General features: G+C 69.1%; 18 protein-coding genes and 1 tRNA gene. 15 read left to right on the forward strand and 4 right to left on the reverse strand.

Annotated elements, in window-relative coordinates; all coding sequences use genetic code 11:
* The 3 genes from G9U51_RS14600 to G9U51_RS14610 are packed head-to-tail and all read right to left on the reverse strand — an operon-like array spanning position 1 to position 3,365.
* Complete coding sequence (locus G9U51_RS14600) at positions 1-1,281, reverse strand: M18 family aminopeptidase (RefSeq protein WP_166197790.1); 1,281 nt, start codon at positions 1,279-1,281, stop codon at positions 1-3.
* Entirely contained in the window at positions 1,278-2,669 is a 1,392-nt protein-coding gene (locus tag G9U51_RS14605; protein ID WP_166197792.1) for a DUF349 domain-containing protein, read from the reverse strand. Before G9U51_RS14605 ends, G9U51_RS14600 begins: the two co-directional genes overlap by 4 nt.
* A 3-nt stretch (positions 2,670-2,672) precedes the next feature.
* Positions 2,673-3,365, reverse strand: coding sequence for a peptidylprolyl isomerase (locus G9U51_RS14610; RefSeq protein ID WP_207948359.1), 693 nt, complete (start codon positions 3,363-3,365; stop codon positions 2,673-2,675).
* A 113-nt stretch (positions 3,366-3,478) separates the two neighbouring features.
* Between G9U51_RS14610 and G9U51_RS14615 the strand changes: the two genes are divergently transcribed.
* From G9U51_RS14615 to G9U51_RS14625, 3 genes are all read left to right on the forward strand, one after another.
* Entirely contained in the window at positions 3,479-4,174 is a 696-nt protein-coding gene (locus G9U51_RS14615) for an MBL fold metallo-hydrolase (protein WP_166197796.1), read from the forward strand.
* A gap of 15 nt (positions 4,175-4,189) precedes the next feature.
* Entirely contained in the window at positions 4,190-5,626 is a 1,437-nt protein-coding gene (gene hisS / locus G9U51_RS14620) for a histidine--tRNA ligase (RefSeq protein ID WP_166197798.1), read from the forward strand.
* Between the two features lie 165 nt (positions 5,627-5,791).
* Positions 5,792-6,721: a type IV toxin-antitoxin system AbiEi family antitoxin domain-containing protein gene (locus G9U51_RS14625; protein WP_166197800.1), complete on the forward strand. Its 930-nt coding sequence runs from the start codon at positions 5,792-5,794 to the stop codon at positions 6,719-6,721.
* Positions 6,722-6,904: 183 nt separating this feature from the next.
* On the opposite strand, the gene G9U51_RS14630 is transcribed toward G9U51_RS14625, so the two are convergent.
* Positions 6,905-7,525, reverse strand: a complete 621-nt coding sequence (locus G9U51_RS14630; RefSeq protein ID WP_166197802.1) for a hypothetical protein — start codon at positions 7,523-7,525, stop codon at positions 6,905-6,907.
* Positions 7,526-7,573: 48 nt separating this feature from the next.
* Between G9U51_RS14630 and xerD the strand changes: the two genes are divergently transcribed.
* From xerD to G9U51_RS14690, 12 genes are all read left to right on the forward strand, one after another.
* On the forward strand, positions 7,574-8,494 hold the full coding sequence (gene xerD, locus G9U51_RS14635) for a site-specific tyrosine recombinase XerD (protein ID WP_166197804.1): 921 nt from the start codon (positions 7,574-7,576) through the stop codon (positions 8,492-8,494).
* 85 nt (positions 8,495-8,579) lie between these two features.
* Positions 8,580-9,434, forward strand: a complete 855-nt coding sequence (locus G9U51_RS14640) for a ParA family protein (RefSeq protein WP_328823495.1) — start codon at positions 8,580-8,582, stop codon at positions 9,432-9,434.
* Between the two features lie 55 nt (positions 9,435-9,489).
* Positions 9,490-10,431 (forward strand): segregation and condensation protein A, encoded by a 942-nt coding sequence (locus G9U51_RS14645; RefSeq protein ID WP_456238032.1) that lies wholly within the window; start codon positions 9,490-9,492, stop codon positions 10,429-10,431.
* Positions 10,424-11,038 (forward strand): SMC-Scp complex subunit ScpB, encoded by a 615-nt coding sequence (gene scpB / locus G9U51_RS14650; protein ID WP_166197808.1) that lies wholly within the window; start codon positions 10,424-10,426, stop codon positions 11,036-11,038. Before G9U51_RS14645 ends, scpB begins: the two co-directional genes overlap by 8 nt.
* Positions 11,035-11,847 (forward strand): pseudouridine synthase, encoded by an 813-nt coding sequence (locus tag G9U51_RS14655; RefSeq protein ID WP_166197810.1) that lies wholly within the window; start codon positions 11,035-11,037, stop codon positions 11,845-11,847. The genes scpB and G9U51_RS14655 overlap by 4 nt, the downstream gene beginning before the upstream one ends.
* Positions 11,844-12,929: a prephenate dehydrogenase gene (locus G9U51_RS14660; RefSeq protein WP_166197812.1), complete on the forward strand. Its 1,086-nt coding sequence runs from the start codon at positions 11,844-11,846 to the stop codon at positions 12,927-12,929. The genes G9U51_RS14655 and G9U51_RS14660 overlap by 4 nt, the downstream gene beginning before the upstream one ends.
* Positions 12,922-13,599, forward strand: coding sequence for a (d)CMP kinase (gene cmk / locus G9U51_RS14665; protein WP_166197815.1), 678 nt, complete (start codon positions 12,922-12,924; stop codon positions 13,597-13,599). Before G9U51_RS14660 ends, cmk begins: the two co-directional genes overlap by 8 nt.
* Positions 13,592-14,275: a lysophospholipid acyltransferase family protein gene (locus G9U51_RS14670; RefSeq protein ID WP_166197817.1), complete on the forward strand. Its 684-nt coding sequence runs from the start codon at positions 13,592-13,594 to the stop codon at positions 14,273-14,275. The genes cmk and G9U51_RS14670 overlap by 8 nt, the downstream gene beginning before the upstream one ends.
* 116 nt (positions 14,276-14,391) lie before the next feature.
* Complete coding sequence (der, locus tag G9U51_RS14675; RefSeq protein WP_166197819.1) at positions 14,392-15,855, forward strand: ribosome biogenesis GTPase Der; 1,464 nt, start codon at positions 14,392-14,394, stop codon at positions 15,853-15,855.
* Positions 15,855-16,394: a DUF1697 domain-containing protein gene (locus tag G9U51_RS14680; protein ID WP_166197822.1), complete on the forward strand. Its 540-nt coding sequence runs from the start codon at positions 15,855-15,857 to the stop codon at positions 16,392-16,394. Before der ends, G9U51_RS14680 begins: the two co-directional genes overlap by 1 nt.
* A gap of 69 nt (positions 16,395-16,463) precedes the next feature.
* Positions 16,464-16,540, forward strand: a tRNA-Pro gene (locus tag G9U51_RS14685).
* 333 nt (positions 16,541-16,873) lie between these two features.
* Positions 16,874-18,206: HNH endonuclease signature motif containing protein (locus tag G9U51_RS14690; protein WP_166197824.1), on the forward strand; the 1,333-nt coding region annotated here is incomplete at its 3' end.

The following is an 18,206-nucleotide window of genomic DNA, read 5'->3' on the forward strand; positions in this document are numbered from 1 at the left end:
TCAGGCGGGGGACAGGAAGGCGGCGAGGATCGCGGCATACATCCGCTGGTCCTCGCTGCCGGTGAGTTCGCGGATCGAATGCATCGACAGGGTGGGCGCACCGAAGTCGACGGTCGTCGCGCCGGAGAGCGCGCTCGTGATCGGGCCGACGGTCGAGCCGCAGGGCAGGTCCGAGCGGGTGACGAAATCCTGCACCGGCACGCCGGCCTGCTGGCCCGCGAGACGGAAGGCGGCCGCCCCCGGAGCGTCGGTGGCATAGCGGCCGTTGACATTGATCTTGAGCACCGGCCCGCCGTTCATCGCGATCAGATGACGCGGCTCGTGCCGGTCGACGTAGTTCGGGTGCGTCGCATGCGCCATATCGCCCGAGGCGATGACCGTGCGCGCCAGAGCGCGGTGCAGCTCGTCGCGGCTGCCGCCGAGGCTGGTCGTGATCCGCTCGAGCACGGTCGGCAGCAACGACGAGGCGGCGCCCCGGTCGGTGGTGCTGCCGATCTCCTCGTGGTCGAACAGCACGAGCAGCTGGGTCGTCGGCGCGGCCGGAGCCTTGTCGACCGCCTCGATCAGCGCGTAGGTGCCGGCGCACGAGGTGGCCAGGTTGTCCTGACGGGCGCCCGCGACGAGTTCGCCCCGGTGGCCGAACCGCGTCGCCGGCTGCAGGTCGTGCGCCATCACATCCCAGCCGAGGACGTCCTCGGCCGTGACGCCAAGGGTGTCGGCGAGGAAGTCGGCAAAGGCCGGCGCGCTGCCGTCCAGGCCCCAGTGTGGCTCCAGCTGGAACTGTCGGTTGATCTGCTCGCCGTCGTTCATCGAGCGGTCCAGGTGGATCGCCAGCCGCGAGACGCGCAGCAGCGGGTCGTCCACGCGCACCAATTCCTCCCGTATGCCGGAGCCGTCCCGCAGGGCGACCCGACCCGACAACCCCAGATCGCGATCGAGCCAGCTGTTGACGATCAGCCCGCCATACGGCTCGACGCCGAGCAACTGCCAGGCGAGCGAGTCGTGGTCGGGGCGCGGCTTGATCCGTAGGTTGGGGGAGTCGGTGTGGGCGCCGACGATCCGGAAGCCGGTCGCCGGGCCGTCGCTGTGCTCGGTGCTCCACGCGATCAGCGTGCCGCCCCGCACGAGGTAGTAGCGGCCCGGCTCGGTGGGCCACTCGGCATACTCCTGCAGACGGGCAAAACCGTTGTCGTCCAACAGTTTTGCCGATGTCTCGCAGGCGTGGAACGGCGACGGAGAAGCGTTGAGGTAGTCGACCAGCCGGTCGGCGGCTTCGGTCACCGACGGCCCCCGAACTCACGCAGCCCGCCCTGGGCCTGGTCCAGCCAGGCCTGCCGTGCCGTGAGATCGTCCTTGAGCTTGGCGGCCTTCTGCTCCTCGCCCTTCGCCTCGGCGTCGGAGATCTGCTGCTGCAGGTCGGCGATCGCCGACTCCAACTGGCTGACCATCGAGTTCGCGCGGGCGGCGAGCTCGGGATCGGTCTTGCGCCATTTGTCCTGCTCGGCGTCGCGGATGGTCTGCTCGACCTTGCGCATGCCGCGCTCCATCCGGTCGATGTCCTTGCGCGGGACCTTGCCCGCCGCCTCCCACCGGTCCTGGATCTCCCGCAGCGCCGCCTTCGCCTGGCCGAGGTTTTTCACCGGCAGCAGGGCCTGGGCCTCCTTGAGCAGGCTCTCCTTGACCTTGAGGTTCTCCTCGAACTGCGCGTTCTCCGCCGCGACGACCTCGTCCTTGGCGTTGAAGAAGGCGTCCTGGGCCGCCTTGAACTTCGCCCACAGCTTGTCGTCGTCGGCGCGGGAGGCGCGACCGGCGCGCTTCCACTCGCCCATGAGGCGCTTGAACGCACCGGCGGTGGCACCCCAGTCGGTGGAGTCCTTGAGCTTCTCGGCCTCCTCGATCAGCCGCTGCTTGGTGGCCTTGGCCTCGGCGTGCTTCTCGTCGAGCTTGGCGAAATGACCACGGCGGGTCTTGTCGAAGCCGTTGCGGGCGTGGCTGAACCGCTGCCACAGAGCGTTCTCAGTTTCCTTGTCCAGGCGAGCACCGCTGCGCTGCAAGGCTTTCCACTCATCGAGCAGCTCGCGCATGCGGGCCGTGCTCTGCTTCCACTGGACCTTCTCGACCGGCTGCGCGGCGATGCTCTCGGCCTCGGCCACCACTGCTTCGCGCTTGGTCGCGGCCTCGGCTCGGGCGGCCGCCTTCTGCTCGGCCTCGACCTGCCCCTTGGCGGTGAGAGCGGTCGCGATCTGCTCGACGGTGTTGTCCAGAGCCACCAGGTCGCCGACGACATGGGCCTCGGACACCTGCTGGCGCAGCGCCTTCAGCGCCTCGTTTCCGTCATGCGTCGACAGATCGGTCTGCACCACGCGCTGCAGCAAGAGCGTGGCGTGCGCAGCGAGCTCGTCATACTTGCGGGCGAAATAGGCGAGCGCCTCCTCGTGGGTGGCCTCGGGATAGGACCCGACCTCGCGTTCGCCGTCAGGGGTGCGCACGAAGACCGTGCCGTCGTCGGCCACCCGGCCGAAGGACGCCGAATTGCTCTGTGCCGCAGGGGTCGTCGGCACCACCGTCTCGCTCGCCGGCAGGTTCGGCTTGGCGGGCGCATGCGGCTTGATCGCGGCCGGGGTCGGCACGCCGGGGCGTGGAGTCGGCTTCGGAGCGTCGGTCGACATGGCTTAGGCCTTCTTCTCAGTGACGGAGATCTTCAGGATGGACAGCGGCTGGGCGGGTGGTCCGTCGCCACTCGGCGTGCCGCGGGAGGCCACGAAGTCGAGGATCGGCATACCGGAAACGACCTTGCCGAAGATGGAGTAGCCGCCGCCGTCGGTGGGTAGCTCGGTGTCCTTGTAGACGATGAAGAACTGGCCACCGTTGGAGTTCGGGTCGTTGGTGCGAGCCATCGCGAGGGTGCCGCGCGGGTACTGCCCGCTCGCGGGTGCGTTCTCGATGCCGAAGCCGTAACCGGGGGAGCCCGAGCCGGTGCCGGTCGGGTCACCGCACTGCAGGACGAAGATGCCGCTGGTCGTCAGCCGGTGACACGGGCTGTCCTTCCAATAACTCTTGGCGAGTTGCTGGAAGGAGGCGACGGTCTGGGGGGCTTTGGCGCCGTCGAGCTCGAGCACCAGGTCGCCGCAATTGGTCGTCACCGTGGCGACGAAGGTCTTGCCCGCGGCGCTCGCCTTGTCCGGCAGCGCCTGGCTCTGCGCCTCATCGGGAGCCTTGGGCGGCGTGGTGCAGGCATAGCCGGACCCGGATGCCGTGGCCGTGGCGGCCGGGCCACCGTCGCCGGAGTCGGACTTCCCGCAGCCGGCCACGCCGAGAGCGACCACGGCGGCAAGCGCTGCGGCGCGTCCTACGACTTTCGGCACACGGGACTCCTCGGTTCGGCGACCGGCGCTGGGGGGCCGGGCTGACGGCATACGCCCGCCAGTCTAGGCAGCACGGTCTCGGTGGGGAGGGAAGGGACGTTAGGCTCGCGACCGTGCTCGCCGTGTCCTTCCCTGCCGCCGCGTTCGGGACCAACTGTTATGTGCTCGCCCCCGCGGCCGGCGAAGAATGCATCGTCGTCGACCCCGGCATCGGCATCGAGGAGAACCTGCGCGAGGTGCTGAGCGGGCTGCGGCTGCGGCCGTCGGCGGTGCTGCTGACCCATGGCCATGTCGACCACGTCTACTCGGTGACGCCGGTGTGCGCGGGGACGCTCGCGGCATACATCCACGGCGATGACCGCTACCGGCTGACGGACCCGCTGTCCTCGCTCGACCCGGCGTTGCTCGCGATGTTCGAGCAGCAGTTCGGCAAGAAGGTCACCTGGACCGAACCGGAGCGGGTCGTGGACGTGCGCGACGGCGAGACGCTCGACCTGGCCGGGCTCGGCCTATCGGTCCATCACGCGCCAGGGCATACCGAGGGGTCGGTGATGTTCGCGCTGGACGACGTGCCGGAGGGCCTGCCCGATGACGTCGAGATCACCTCGACGCTGCTCACGGGCGACGTGCTCTTCGCCGGCTCCATCGGCCGCACCGACCTGCCCGGCGGCTCCATGGACGCGATGAACAAGTCTCTGCGCGAGGTGGTGCTGCCGATGGCCGACCCGACCCTCGTGCTGCCCGGACACGGGCCCGGCACCACAATCGGCCGGGAGCGCGCGACCAACCCGTATTTGCAAAACCTTTGATACGTAAGGACTTTCATGGCCGACAAGGTCACCCCGATCAGTGGCTTTCAGGAATGGCTGCCTGCCGAACGGATCGTCGAGCAACACTTCCTCGACACGCTGCGCGCGGTGTTCGAGTTGCACGGCTTCGCCTCGGTCAACACGCGTGCCGTCGAGACGGTCGATCGCCTGGCGGGCAATGGTGAGGACGCCGACAAGGAGATCTATGGCGTGCGCCGGTTGGCCGATGCGGGCGGACAGGCGGAGTTCGGGCTGCACTTCGACCTCACGGTGCCCTTTGCGCGGTATGTGCTGGAGAACGCCGGCAAGCTGAACTTCCCGTTCCGGCGCTATCAGATCCAGCCGGCCTGGCGTGGTGAGCGGCCGCAACGGCTGCGCTATCGCGAGTTCACCCAGGCCGATATCGACATCGTCGACGTGGGGGAGTTGCCCTTCCACTACGAAGTGGAGCTGCCTTTGGCGGTGGCGGATGCGTTCTCCCGGCTGCCGGTGCCGGCGTTCCGGATCCACGTCAACAACCGCAAGATCCCCGAGGGGTTTTATCGCGGGCTGGGCATCTCCGATGTGACCGCCGTGCTGCGGATCGTCGACAAGCTCGACAAGCTGCCGGCGGCTGCGGTGGGGTCGATGCTGGTCGAGGCGGGGCTCACCGCGGCGCAGGCCGAGCAGTGCCTCGCGCTGGCGCAGATCAACTCGGTGGACGACGGTTTCGTGGAGCGGGTGCGGGTGCTCGGGGTGACGCACCCGACGCTGGATGAGGGGCTCGCGCAGCTGAAGGCGGTGATGGACGCCGCGGCTGAGCACGCGCCGGGGCTGCTCTTTGCCGACCTGATGATCGCGCGCGGCCTGGACTATTACACCGGCACCGTCTACGAGATCCGGCTGCTCGACCAGCCCGAAGGCACCCCGTCGGTCGGTGGCGGCGGGCGGTATGACGCGCTCGCCTCCGACGGCAAACGCACCTATCCCGGTGTCGGCATCTCGATCGGCGTGTCCCGGTTGCTGGGCCTGCTGATCGGCGAACAGGGGTTGACCGCGTCGCGGGAAACCCCGGTCTGTGTGCTGGTGGCGGTCACGGACGAACAGACCAGGCCGGAGTCGATGCGGGTGGCGGCTGCGCTGAGGGCGCGCGGCATACCGACGCTGGTGGCTCCGAAAGCGGCGAAGTTCGGCAAGCAGATCCAGTTCGCCGACCGGCGCGGCATACCGTTCGTCTGGTTCCCCGCCGCGGCTGGCGTGGGCACGCCTGGCGAGGGCGCGGCTGGCGAGGGCGCGGCTGGCGAGGGTGCAGCTGGGGAGTCCAGCGACCAGGTGAAGGCGGCATCCGGTGCGCAGACCGGTGATCAGGTGAAAGACATCCGCACCGGCGAGCAGGTCCCTGCGGATCGTGCGACTTGGCTGCCCGCGGACCCCACCGACCTCCACCCAACCCTTTCCCCGAAACGTCAGTAAATCCCCGCGAAACGTCACTAGATCCTCGCGAAACGTCGCTAGATCCTCGCGAAACGTCACTAAATCCTCACGAGACGTCATCGGGGATGGAAGGGCGCAGCCTGTTATCCACAACCGGAGCGCGATCGTCGGCGGACCACCGTGCGATCGGTGCAGGCTGCGGGCATGGACTGGATCGGGCAGGGGCCGTTGACCACAGCGATGGCTCGGCAGCGTGGAGCAAGTCGGGTCAGCATCGAGCAAGCGCTGGCTGACGGCCGCGTGGTTCGAGTCGCGCGGGGGCTGCTGATGCCCAAGGCTCTCGTGAACGACATCCCTGCGAGGGCGGCCGCGCTGGGGCTGGTGCTGCCCTCGGGTGTCATCGTCTGCGACAGATCTGCGTCCTACCTCCACGGGATCGACGCATACCGGGGATTGGATGACATCTACCGCGGCGTGATCGATTGCGTCGTGCCACCCGGGACGGCTCGGCCGCGCGCTGGGGCCGTCAACGGCGGCGTCCGCGCCATCCCGGACGACCACATCACGACGATTCACGGTCTCCGAGTGACGACCGCGGCGCGCACCGCCGTCGATCTCGCGTGTGGCCTGGGCCCGTTCGGCGCGCTGGCGACCGTCGAGCAGTTTCTGCATCGCGAACTGGTCACGAAGTCTGAGCTCCTCCGAGTCCTCGCCCGGTTCGCGGGCCGACGCGGTGTGCGTCAGGCCCGGACAGTCATCGGCATCGCCGATCCACTGGTCGAGTCGACCGGTGAATCGTTCTGCCGTATGGCGATCGTCGGCTGGGACCTGCCCGTACCCGTCGCACAGCACGTGGTGCCACGGCCGAACGGAGGGACGTACGTTCTGGACAACGCCTATCCGCATCTGTTGATTGCCGTCGAGTACGACGGAGAGGAGTTTCACGGGCCTGATCGTGACGCCCACGACCAGCAACGACGGGCCTGGCTGAAAAGCCAAGGCTGGCTGGTCATCGTGGTGCGTAAGGCGGACCTGTCCGGGCTGGCGCGCGAGCGCTGGCTGCGGCGCCTCGACGAGGCTATTACCGAGCGAGAGGTGGAGCAGCGGCGTCGGGGAGCGCTCGCTCGCCGCTGATCCGGCACCAGATCGCTGGTGACGTTTCGCGGCGCATAAGTGACGTTTCGCGGGGATTTAGTGACGTTTCGCGAGGCATAAGTGACGTTTCGCGGGGATTTAGTGACGTTTCGCGAGGCATAAGTGACGTTTCGCGGGGATTTAGTGACGTTTCGCGAGGCATAAGTGACGTTTCGCGGGGATTTAGTGACGTTTCGGGGAGAGGTCGTGGCGGGCGAGTTCGAGGTCGGCGAGGGCGCCCACGGTGTCGGCGTCGCCCGCGCGCCAGCGTTCGGTGAGGTCGGGGCCGAGGGCGAGCAACCGCTCCGGCGCCGCCGAATGCAGCGCCCGGAGCGCGAGCAACTCCCGGCCGCCGTCCCGCCGGGACAGGGTCCGTGCCGCTCCCGCCGCCCGCGCGTACCGCAACCGCAGATAACACCACACCAGCACCGCCACGGTCATCGGCACGGCAGGCACCAGCACACCGAGCAACAGCCCGAGCCGGTCGACGCCGCCGGCGAGGTCCTGCGCGGACAGCGCCATGCCGTGCGCCTGACCGGACGCCTTCACGAACGGCGTATCCAGCGTGTCGCCGACCAGCGGCACCTTGCGCAGCCGAGCTCCGGCGTCCCGCAACTGCGTCGCCATCCCGTCGGCGTTCTTCGACAGCCCCAGCGCGTTCGCGCGCGAACCGTCGGTCTGGTGGCGCACCCGCACCGCGACCCACCACCACAGCAGCAACCACCCTGCGACGACCACGTCGAAAACGATCTGCCGCGTGCGGCGGGCGCGGCGGTCGGCATACAGCACGAGTCCCCCTGACATGCCGCCGAACTTACCGTCCGAGTGGAACCGGCCGGGCACACTGTCGAGGTGACCCCTTTGGAGCGGTCGATCCGCGGCTGGCTGGACCACCTGCGCGTCGAGAAGGGTGCTTCCCGCAACACGCTCGCCGCCTATACCCGCGATCTGAGCAGGTATGCCGAATTCCTCGCCTCCCGCGGCATCACCAGTGCCGAGGCGATCGGTGAGCAGCAGGTGAGTGAGTTCCTGGCCCAGCTGCGCACCGGTGACGAGGAGCACCAGCCGCTCGCGGCGAGCTCGGCCGCGCGCACCTTGGTTGCGGTCCGGGGCTTCCACAAGTTCCTCGCGCTCGAAGGTGACACGAGCACCGACGCCGCCGCAGGGGTCGCGCCGCCGAGTCCCGGCCGCCGACTGCCGAAGGCGATCGCCGTCGATGAGGTGGAGCGTCTGCTCGCGGCAGCAAGCGTGGGGGACACCGCAATCTCGTTGCGGGACAGGGCATTGCTGGAAATCCTGTATGGCGTGGGCGCGCGCGTCAGCGAGGCCACCGGGCTCGATCTGGACGACGTCGACCTCGATTCCGACAGCGTCCGCGTCATCGGCAAGGGTGACAAGGAGCGGGTGCTGCCGCTCGGGCGATACGCCAAGGAGGCGGTCACGGCATACCTCGTGCGGGGGCGACCCGCGCTCGCGATCAACGGCAAGGGCACGCCCGCGCTCTTCCTCAATCAACGGGGCAGCCGGCTGTCGCGGCAGTCGGTGTGGGCGGTGCTGCAGACCTGCGCCGAGCGAGCCGGCCTCAAGGCGCATCTCAGCCCGCACACCCTGCGGCACAGCTTCGCGACGCACCTGCTCGAGGGCGGGGCCGACGTGCGGGTGGTGCAGGAGTTGCTCGGGCACGCATCGGTGACCACGACGCAGATCTACACGATGGTGACGGTGCAACGGCTGCGCGAGGTCTTCGCCAGCTCGCATCCCCGCGCTCGGTGAAGCGTCCCCCAGCGGCGGCAGAGGCGAGGCTTTAGACTGACGCGCGATCGGCGAGAGCCCGACCGACGTCAACCCCGGGAGAACCGTGAGCCAGCAGCCGCAACTCGGCCCGACCGGCCGCCCCCTGCCGTCCTTCCCGAGCCCGAAACCGCTGCAGGGACACGGGCCGGCCCGCATCATCGCGATGTGCAACCAAAAGGGCGGCGTCGGCAAGACGACCAGCACGATCAACCTCGGCGCCGCGCTCGCCGAATACGGCCGCAAGGTGCTGCTGGTCGACTTCGACCCGCAGGGCGCGCTCTCGGTGGGCCTCGGTGTGCGCAGCAATGACCTCGACGTCACGATCTACAACCTGCTGGTCGAGCGCGGTCACGACATCCACGACGTCATCCAGCACACCTCGACCGACAACCTCGACGTGCTGCCCGCCAATATCGACCTGTCCGCCGCCGAGGTGCAGCTGGTCGGCGAGGTCGCCCGCGAGATGGTGCTGGCGCGGGTGCTGCGACCGGTCGCCGACGACTACGACGTCATCCTGATCGACTGCCAGCCCTCGCTCGGCCTGCTCACGGTCAACGCGCTCACCGCCTCCCACGGCGTGATCATCCCGCTGGAGTGTGAGTTCTTCGCGATGCGCGGCGTTGCGCTGCTGGTCGAGACGATCGAGAAGGTCACCGACCGGCTCAACCCGCGCCTGGAGATCGACGGCATTCTCGCCACGATGTATGACGGGCGCACGCTGCACAGCCGTGACGTCGTACGTTCCGTCGTCGATCACTTCGGTGACAAGGTGTTTCACACCACGATCAACCGCACCGTGAAATTCCCCGATGCGACCTTGGCCGCCGAGCCGATCACCTCCTATGCCTCCGGCCATGGCGCGGCCGAGTCCTACCGTCAGTTGGCTCGTGAACTCATTGCCCGCGGCGACGCAGCCTGAGGCGGACGGGGGTCCCGCACCGGAGCAGCCGGCAGCGGCGGACGGGGGTGCCGCCGTGGAGGGGCCGGCTGCGGAGGTCGCGCCCGAGGACGCCACTCCGGGCGGCGTGCTCACCCGGCGCGCCGCCTCCACGCCCTTCGAGGTGCATCTGGAGGTCTTCTCCGGGCCGTTCGACCTGCTGCTCGGCCTGATCGCCAAGCACAAGCTCGATGTCACCGAGATCGCGCTGGCCAAGGTCACCGACGAGTTCATCGCGCACATCCGGGCGGCGCAGAAGCAGCAGGATGATTGGGACCTGGGGCAAGCTTCGGAGTTCCTGCTGATCGCGGCAACCCTGCTCGACCTCAAGGCGGCCCGCTTGCTGCCGCAGTCCGGCCCCGAGGACGAGGAAGACCTGGCGCTCATCGAGGCGCGCGATCTGCTCTTCGCGCGCTTGCTGCAATACCGCGCGTTCAAGCAGGTGGCGGGTGCTTTCGCCGAGCGGATGGAGACCCACGGGCGCATCACCGCGCGGCAGGCGGGCCTGGAGGAGCGGTTCGCCAACCTGCTGCCGGAGCTCGTCATCACCATCACGCCCGAGCAGCTGGCCATGATCGCGGCCAAGGCGATGATCCCGCGGCCGGAGCCGACCGTCGGCCTGACCCATCTGCACGCTCCCCAAGTCAGCGTCCGCGAGCAGGCCGAGGTGATCGTCGGCCGGTTGCGCGAGCAGCGGGTCGCGGGCTTCCGGGAGCTGGTGCGGGACGCCGAGTCGACGCTGGTGATCGTGGCGCGCTTCTTGGCGTTGCTGGAGCTGTTCAAGGAATCCGCGATCGCCTTCGAGCAGCCAGAAGCGTTGGGAGAGTTGACGGTTCGCTGGACCGGTGACGACCAGGCGCCGATTGATGTGGGTGCCGAGTTCGATGAGCCGGACGAGCCGGACGAGCCGCCCGTGGACGTGAGTGAACAGACCGAGCCGGCCGAGGCCGGCATACAGGAGGAGGCGCAGGATGCCTGACCCGACCTTGGATGTGCCGGTCGAGGACCCGGAGGCGTTCGACGTCGAGGCGATGCCGGGGGGAGCGCGCGGCGCGATCGAGGCGATCCTGATGGTCGTCGACCAGCCGGTGACCGCGCTTGACCTCGCCGACGCGCTCGAGCTCGAGGTCGACGACGTCACCGCGCACCTCACCGACCTCGAGCAGGGATATGCCGACGCCAGCCGCGGCTTCATGCTCCGCGAGATCAACGGGGGCTGGCGGATGTACAGCCGCCCCGAATATGCCCCGGCGGTGGAGAAATTCCTGATGGGCGGCCAGCAGGCCAAGCTGACCCAGGCCTCACTCGAGACCCTCGCGGTGATCGCCTACCGGCAGCCGATCTCGCGGTCGCGGGTGAGCGCGGTGCGCGGGGTCAATGTCGACGGCGTGATCCGCACGCTCACCACTCGCGGGCTGATCGCCGAGATCGGCGCCGACGGCGAGGGAGGGGCGATGCTCTACGGCACGACGCCCTATTTCCTGCAGCGTCTCGGCCTGAGCAGCCTCGACGAACTGCCGGCGCTCGCGCCCTATCTCCCCGACACCGACGTCATCGACGAACTCATCGAGCAGGGACACGGATGAACCAGCCACGCCGCGGCGGCCGACGCCGCCCGTCCAACCAGCCCGCGCCGGCCCAGGGGGCCGAGACGCACGACGTGCACGATCCCGAAGGGGTGCGCCTGCAGAAGCTGCTCGCCTCCGCCGGCGTCGGCAGCCGTCGCGCCTGCGAGGTGCTGATCAGCCAGGGCCGGGTGCAGGTCGACGGCCAGGTGGTGCGCGAACTCGGCGTGCGCGTCGACCCGGTGCGCCAGACCGTGCACGTCGACGGCGAGCGCGTCGTGCTGGACGAGTCGCGCGTCTACCTCGCGTTCAACAAACCCCTGGGCGTCGTGTCGACCATGAGCGACGAGCTGGGCCGCGAGTCGGTCGCCGACTTCTTGGGTGCGCGCAAGGAGCGGCTGTTCCACGTCGGCCGCCTCGACGCCGACACCGAGGGCCTGTTGCTGCTCACCAACGACGGTGAGTTGGCCAACCGGCTGCAGCACCCGTCATACGGCGTCCCGAAGACCTATGTCGCGGTCGTGCCGGGGCCGGTCGCGCGCGGGCTCGGCCGGCGGCTGCGCGAGGGGGTCGAGCTCGAGGACGGCGTTGTCAAGGTCGACGGCTTCAAGGTGATCGACTCGCGGCCCGGCTGGGTGATGGTGCAGATCGTGTTGCACGAGGGCCGCAACCGGGTCGTGCGGCGGCTGCTGGAGGAGGTCGGCCACCCCGTCGAGTCGCTCGTGCGCACCGATGTCGGCCCGGTCAACCTCGGCGAGCTGCGCCCGGGCAAGACCCGGCCGCTCACCAAGGCGGAGGTCGGAGGCCTCTACAAGGCGGCCGGTCTATGAGGACGCGCGTCCATGTCGTCGGATGTGGGCTGATCGGCACGTCGATCGGTATGGCGTTGTCCCGCAAGGGTTTTCAGGTCACGCTGAGTGACGCTTCGCCGACCGCGGTCGCTCTCGCCCGCGATCTCGGAGCAGGTATGCCGGCCTCGGCCGCTGACGCTGCACCCGATGTCGTCGTGGTCGCTGCGCCACCGGATGTCGCTGCCTCCGTCGTGGTGGACCAGCTGACCGCATACCCGTCGGCAGTGGTCACCGATGTCGCCTCGATGAAGGCCAAGGTGCTGGATGACGTCGCCGAGGCGGGTGCAGACCTGACCCGGTATGTCGGCTCCCACCCGATGGCCGGGCGCGAACGCTCCGGTGCGGTCGCCGCACGGGCGGATCTGTTCGAAGGGCGCACCTGGGTGGTGTGCCCGGGGCCGGCGAGTTCGCCGCGCGCGGCCGCGGAGGTCGAGCAGATCGCGCGGGCCACTGGGGCGGCGACGGTGACGATGGGGGCCGAGGAGCACGACGAGGCGGTGGCGGCCGTGTCGCATCTGCCGCAGGTGGCGGCAAGCCTGGTCGCGGCGCGCTTGCGTGACCTGCCCGATGACGCACTTGCGTTGTGCGGTCAGGGAGTTCGCGATGTCACCCGGATCGCCGAGAGCGACCCGATGTTGTGGACCCAGATCCTCGCGGGCAATGCCGCCGCGGTGGCCCCGGTGCTCGACCGGATGGCCGCGGACCTCGACGCCGTGCGGCAGGCGGTGTCGGCGCTCGGGGCCGAGAGTCGCGCCGACGGTGCCAGGGGCGTCGTGGCGAAGGCGATCGCCGACGGGCAACTCGGACACGCGCGGATCCCCGGCAAGCACGGCAGTGCGCCGACGGCATACGCCACGGTGATCGCCGTGGTGCCCGACCGGGCCGGTGCGCTGGCCCGGCTCTTCCAGGATGTCGGCGATGCCGGCATCAACCTGGAGGACCTCCGACTCGAGCACGGCGTGGGTGCCCAGGTCGGCCTGGCCGAGCTGTCGGTGCTGCCGGCCGTGGCCGAACGCCTTCGAGAAGTGTTGTCGCACAAGGGATGGAGCGTGCATGAGTGACCAGCCGTTGATGATCGCGATCGACGGACCGTCCGGCACGGGCAAGTCGAGCGTGTCGAAGGCCGTGGCTCGCGCGCTGGGCGTCGGCTATCTCGACACCGGTGCGATGTACCGCGCGCTCACCTGGTGGTGCCTCGACCAGGGCATCGACCTGAGCGACCAGGCAGCGGTGGCCCGGGAGGCGGCGAGCTATCCCCTCGAGATGGGCACCGACCCGGCGGCGCCGTCGGTGTCGGTCGGCGGCCGCGCGATCGACGCGCAGATCCGTGAGGGGCGGATCACGGCGGCCGTCTCGCAGGTGGCGACCAACCTGCAGGTGCGGGCGCTGATGCGCGACAAGCAGCACGCCCTGATGCAGCAAATCGCTTCTGCCACAGGGGGAGTCGTGGCCGAAGGACGCGATATCACCACGGTCGTCGCCCCCGATGCGCAGGTGCGCATCCTGATGACCGCTTCCGAGGAAGCGCGGATGGCGCGGCGCTCCAAGGAGTTGGCGGTCGAGGCGGAGTCGACGCGCTCCCAGATCGTCGACCGCGACCGGATCGACTCGACCGTCTCGCAGTTTCACACCGCGGCCGACGGTGTGGTCACGGTGGACACCACGACATTGAACTTCGAGGAATCGGTGGAGGCAGTGCTCGCGATCGCGCGAGGAGCAGGGAGTGACTGACTTCGAGCGACGGTATGCCGATGCCGGGCACGTCTTCGGACGCAACCTCGCCCGGATCGTCTATCAAGCCAAAGCCGTTCACCCAGAACGGGTTCCGGCGACCGGCCCGGTGCTGATCGTCTCCAACCACACCGGCTTCCTGGATGGTCCGGTGATCTTCTGCCTGGCGCCGCGCACGGTGCACTTCCTGGTCAAACGTGCCTATTTCACCTCGGTGGTCGGCGTGTTGCTGCGCGGCGTGGGCCAGATCCCGATCTCGCAGAACACCGGCGACCGGCAGGCGCTGGCCGACGCGCGGTCGTTGCTCACCCGGGGCCACGCGGTCGGCATCTTCCCCGAAGGCACGCGCGGTGCGGGAGCGGTCTCGGCCGCGCAGCAGGGCACCGCCTGGCTGGCGCTGCAGACCGGAGCCACGATCGTGCCCGCCGCGACCCTCGGCACCCGCGGCCGGCGCGGCAAGAACTCCTGGCCGCGTCCCCGCTCGCCCATCCGGGTGGTCTTCGGCGAACCCTTCGAGCTCCCGCCGTATGCCGGGGTCACCGGTCGCGAACGTCTCCGACTCGCAACGGAATTGGTGCGCACGCGCCTTGCTGAGCAGGTGCGAGCGGCGATCAGCGAGACCGGACTCACGCTCCCGGGCGAGAACGCTCGGCATACGGGTGAGGGACCAGGCTGACGCTCCCGGGCGAGGACGCTCGGCATACGGGTGCGGGACCGGGCTGACGTTCCCGGGCGAGAACGCTCGGCATACGGGTTAGGGATTCGCGCCCGGGGTCGGAGACAATGGCGGGCATGACTGACGAGACGACGCCCCCTGGCGACGACGAGGCCGTGGAGCGGGCGCTCCGGGTCGGGCTGGAGGACTTCGAGCTCAGCGACGAGGACCGTGCACTGCTGGGCGAGGAGGGTGCCGGTGGTGAGCGCGTCGACGAGGCGTCGGTGCGGCCGGTGGTGGCGGTCGTCGGGCGGCCCAATGTCGGCAAGTCCACGCTCGTCAACCGCATCCTCGGCCGGCGGGAGGCCGTGGTCGAGGACGTGCCGGGCGTGACGCGCGACCGAGTCGCCTATGACGCCGAATGGTCGGGGCGACCGTTCACGCTGGTGGACACCGGCGGCTGGGAGGTGGACGCGTCCGGCATACACCTGCGCGTGGCCGAACAAGCAGAGGTGGCAGTCGAACTCGCCGACGCGGTGCTCTTCGTCGTGGACGCGACGGTCGGAGCGACCGACACCGACGAGGCCGTGGTGAAGCTGCTGCGGCGCTCGGGCAAGCCGGTTGTGCTGGTGGCCAACAAGGTCGACGATCTGCGCGGCGAGGCGGAGGCGGCGATGCTCTGGTCGCTCGGCCTCGGGCAGCCGTGGCCGGTGTCGGCGTTGCACGGCCGCGGATCGGGCGATGTGCTCGACGCATTGCTGGATGTGTTGCCTGAGCGCACTTCGGTGGCCGGCGCCTATCCGCGCGGCGGCCCCAGGCGCGTCGCCCTCGTCGGGCGACCCAATGTCGGCAAGTCCTCGCTGCTCAACAAGCTCGCGCGCGAGGACCGCGTGGTGGTCGACAATGTCGCCGGGACGACGCGCGACCCGGTCGATGAGCTGATCGAGCTCGGCGGCAAGATGTGGCGCTTCGTGGACACCGCGGGCATCCGCCGTCGCGTGCACCAGACGCGCGGCGCCGATTTCTACGCCTCGTTGCGCACCCAGGCGGCGATCGAGAAGGCCGAGGTCGCGGTCGTCCTGATCGACGCCGAACACGCGATCGCCGAGCAGGACCTGCGGGTGATCTCGCAGGTGATCGAGTCCGGGCGCGCGCTCGTGATCGCCTACAACAAGTGGGACACGCTCGATGAGGAGCGCCGCTACTACCTCGAGCGCGAGATCGAACGCGAACTCGTGCAGGTGCAGTGGGCGCCGCGGGTCAACATCTCGGCGCTGACCGGTCGCCATGTCGACCGGCTGGTGCCGGCGCTGGAGGTCTCGCTGGACTCGTGGGACCAGCGGATCCCGACCGGACGGCTCAACGCGTTCTTCGGCGAAGTCGTTGCGGCACACCCGCATCCGGTGCGCGGCGGCAAGCAGCCGCGCATCCTCTTCGCGACTCAGGCGTCCACCCAGCCGCCGCGGTTCGTGCTGTTCGCGAGTGGGTTCATCGAGGCGCAGTACCGGCGATTCCTGGAGCGCCGGTTGCGTGAGGAGTTCGGCTTCGAGGGAACGCCGATCGAGATGTCGGTGCGGGTGCGGGAGAAGCGGCGCCGCTGATGCCGACCCACGTCGTGTTGTTGCGCGGCGTCAACCTCGGGGCGCGCAACAAGGTGCCGATGGCTCGCCTGCGCGAGCTGCTCACCGAGCTCGGGTATGCCGAGGTGCGCACCTTCCTGCAGAGCGGGAACGTCCTGCTGTCGTCGCGACGGTCGGGGTCGCGCGTGGCGGCCGACGTGCGGGCGGCGATCGCGGGGGAGTGGTCGCTGGACATCCCGGTGATCACTCGGACGGTGTCCGAACTAGGCGCCGTCCTCGCGGCGGATCCGCTGCCGGGGGCATCGGCCGATCCGCGGTGTTATCTGGTGACCTTCCTCGACGCGCCGTTGTCGGCGGATGGGCAAAAGCGTTTGGAGACAGGCGAATTCGGCGACGAGCAGTGGGCCGTCATCGGGCGTGAGGTCTACACCTGGACGGCGCGCGGCATACATGATGCGAAGGTCATCCGTGCGCTGGGGTCGAAGGCGGTTGGCGCGACCGGCACGGCTCGCAACTGGGACACGGTGCGCAAGCTGCACGCCCTCGCCCTAGATGGTTGAGCGCGTCGAACCCCCGATTTCTTCGGCGGCGGCGGGGTCGGCTAGGCTTCTTGACGCCCTCCGGGGCATCGGGCTGTGGCGCAGTTTGGTAGCGCACTTGACTGGGGGTCAAGGGGTCGCAGGTTCAAATCCTGTCAGCCCGACCAGGCGAACTCTGACCTGTTCTCGCAGGTCAGAGCCCTTTTGTCATCCGTTCGGCAGGGAGAGCGGCCAGGTGGTCGTAGCGGGCGCTCCGCAGACTTACGCGGCGTATTTGGCGAACTCGGACGGCTTCGAGGTCGAGCTCGCCGCCAGCAACCCGTAGCCACGACGTCCGGTGTGCGCCCATGGGTCGTATCGGACGAGCGAAAGAGGCCGCTCTATAGCACTGAGCACTGACAGTGCATGGGCATCAGTTGTGTTGTCTCCCAGGCGAATACGTTCTCCACAAGATCGCCGAAACTCTTGAATCAGGCGTTCGAACACAGATACAATCAGGTATGTCGCCCGCCACGGTCACCGCTCCCGCCAGCCGGTCCGCCGGTCTGCTCGCGGACGCGGCCCGGCTGGTCAGCGAGGCCTTCGAACTGCTCGCCAACGACGAGGGCGCGACCGGGCTGGCGCGGGAGGATTTCGCGACCCTGGCCGGGGACTGTGAAGGCTTGCGGCACCGGATCGAAGCCACCCAGGTGGTCGCGATGGCCCGGTACGCCGCCATTGAAGAGTCCATCGACCCGGTCACCGGTGACACCACCGAGGTCCAGCATCCCTTGGGTCATGCCGAGGAGTTCGCCGACACCGACCTGGGCGCCGCGCTGAACTGGTCACCGCGCACCGCCTCCGGCCGGCTCAGTGACGCGGTCACCGCCGCCGAACGCACCCCACGCCTGCTGCGGATGGCCGGCCACGGCCAGGTCGGGATGGCTCAAGTCCGCGCTGTCGGTGACGAACTATTGAACGCCTCCCCAGCCACCTGCGCCGTCGTCGAAGACGACGTCATCCGCGCCGGCATCACCGGCTGGACCACCCGGCAAACCGCCCGCCGCACCCGCACCCTGGTGCTGAAATGGGAAACCGGCGCCGCCCGCCAGGCCGCCACCCGCGAACGCCGCCGCGAACTCGGGGTCTGGTTCACCCCCCACCACACCCACGGGCTGACCAGCATGACCGCGACCCTGCCCAGCGAACTGGCCGCCACCGTGCACGGCATCATCGAAGAACACGCCCACCACCTGCGGGACATGTCCACCACCCCAAAACCGTTGGCCGAACACCGCGTGGACGCCCTGGCCGACCTGATCACCAACCAGGCCGAAGTCACCACCACCCTGGTCTTCCACGTCCCCGTCCGCGCCACCGGCACCACCTGCACCCGCGCCCTGGGCGATGTGACCATTCCCGGCATCGGGCACATCCCCGCCGAGGTGATCACCCGCCTGACCCGCGACCTGGACACCACCCTCGTGCGCGCCCTGACCGACCCGACCACCGGCGTCCTGCACGACACCAGCAGCGACGCCTACCGGCCCGGGGTCCGGATCCGCAGATTCCTCGAAATCCGAGACCAACACTGCCGATTCCCCACCTGCGACACCCCCGCCCGAGCCTGCGAAGCCGACCACGTCACCCCCTGGCCCCGAGGCCACACCACCCCAGCCAACCTGCAACTACTGTGCAAACACCACCACCGCGTGAAGCATGAGAGCGTGAGGTTGACCCCGTTCGGTGGACATCCTGATCGTCAGGTTTCGGCCTGGCAGGGAAGGATGCCCTCATGGGTGCGAAGAGGAAGAGTTACACCCCGAAGTACCGGCAGGAAGCCGCGCACTTGGT

The sequence above is a fragment of the Metallococcus carri genome (assembly GCF_011440275.1).
Taxonomy (GTDB): Bacteria; Actinomycetota; Actinomycetes; order Actinomycetales; family Dermatophilaceae; genus Metallococcus; species Metallococcus carri.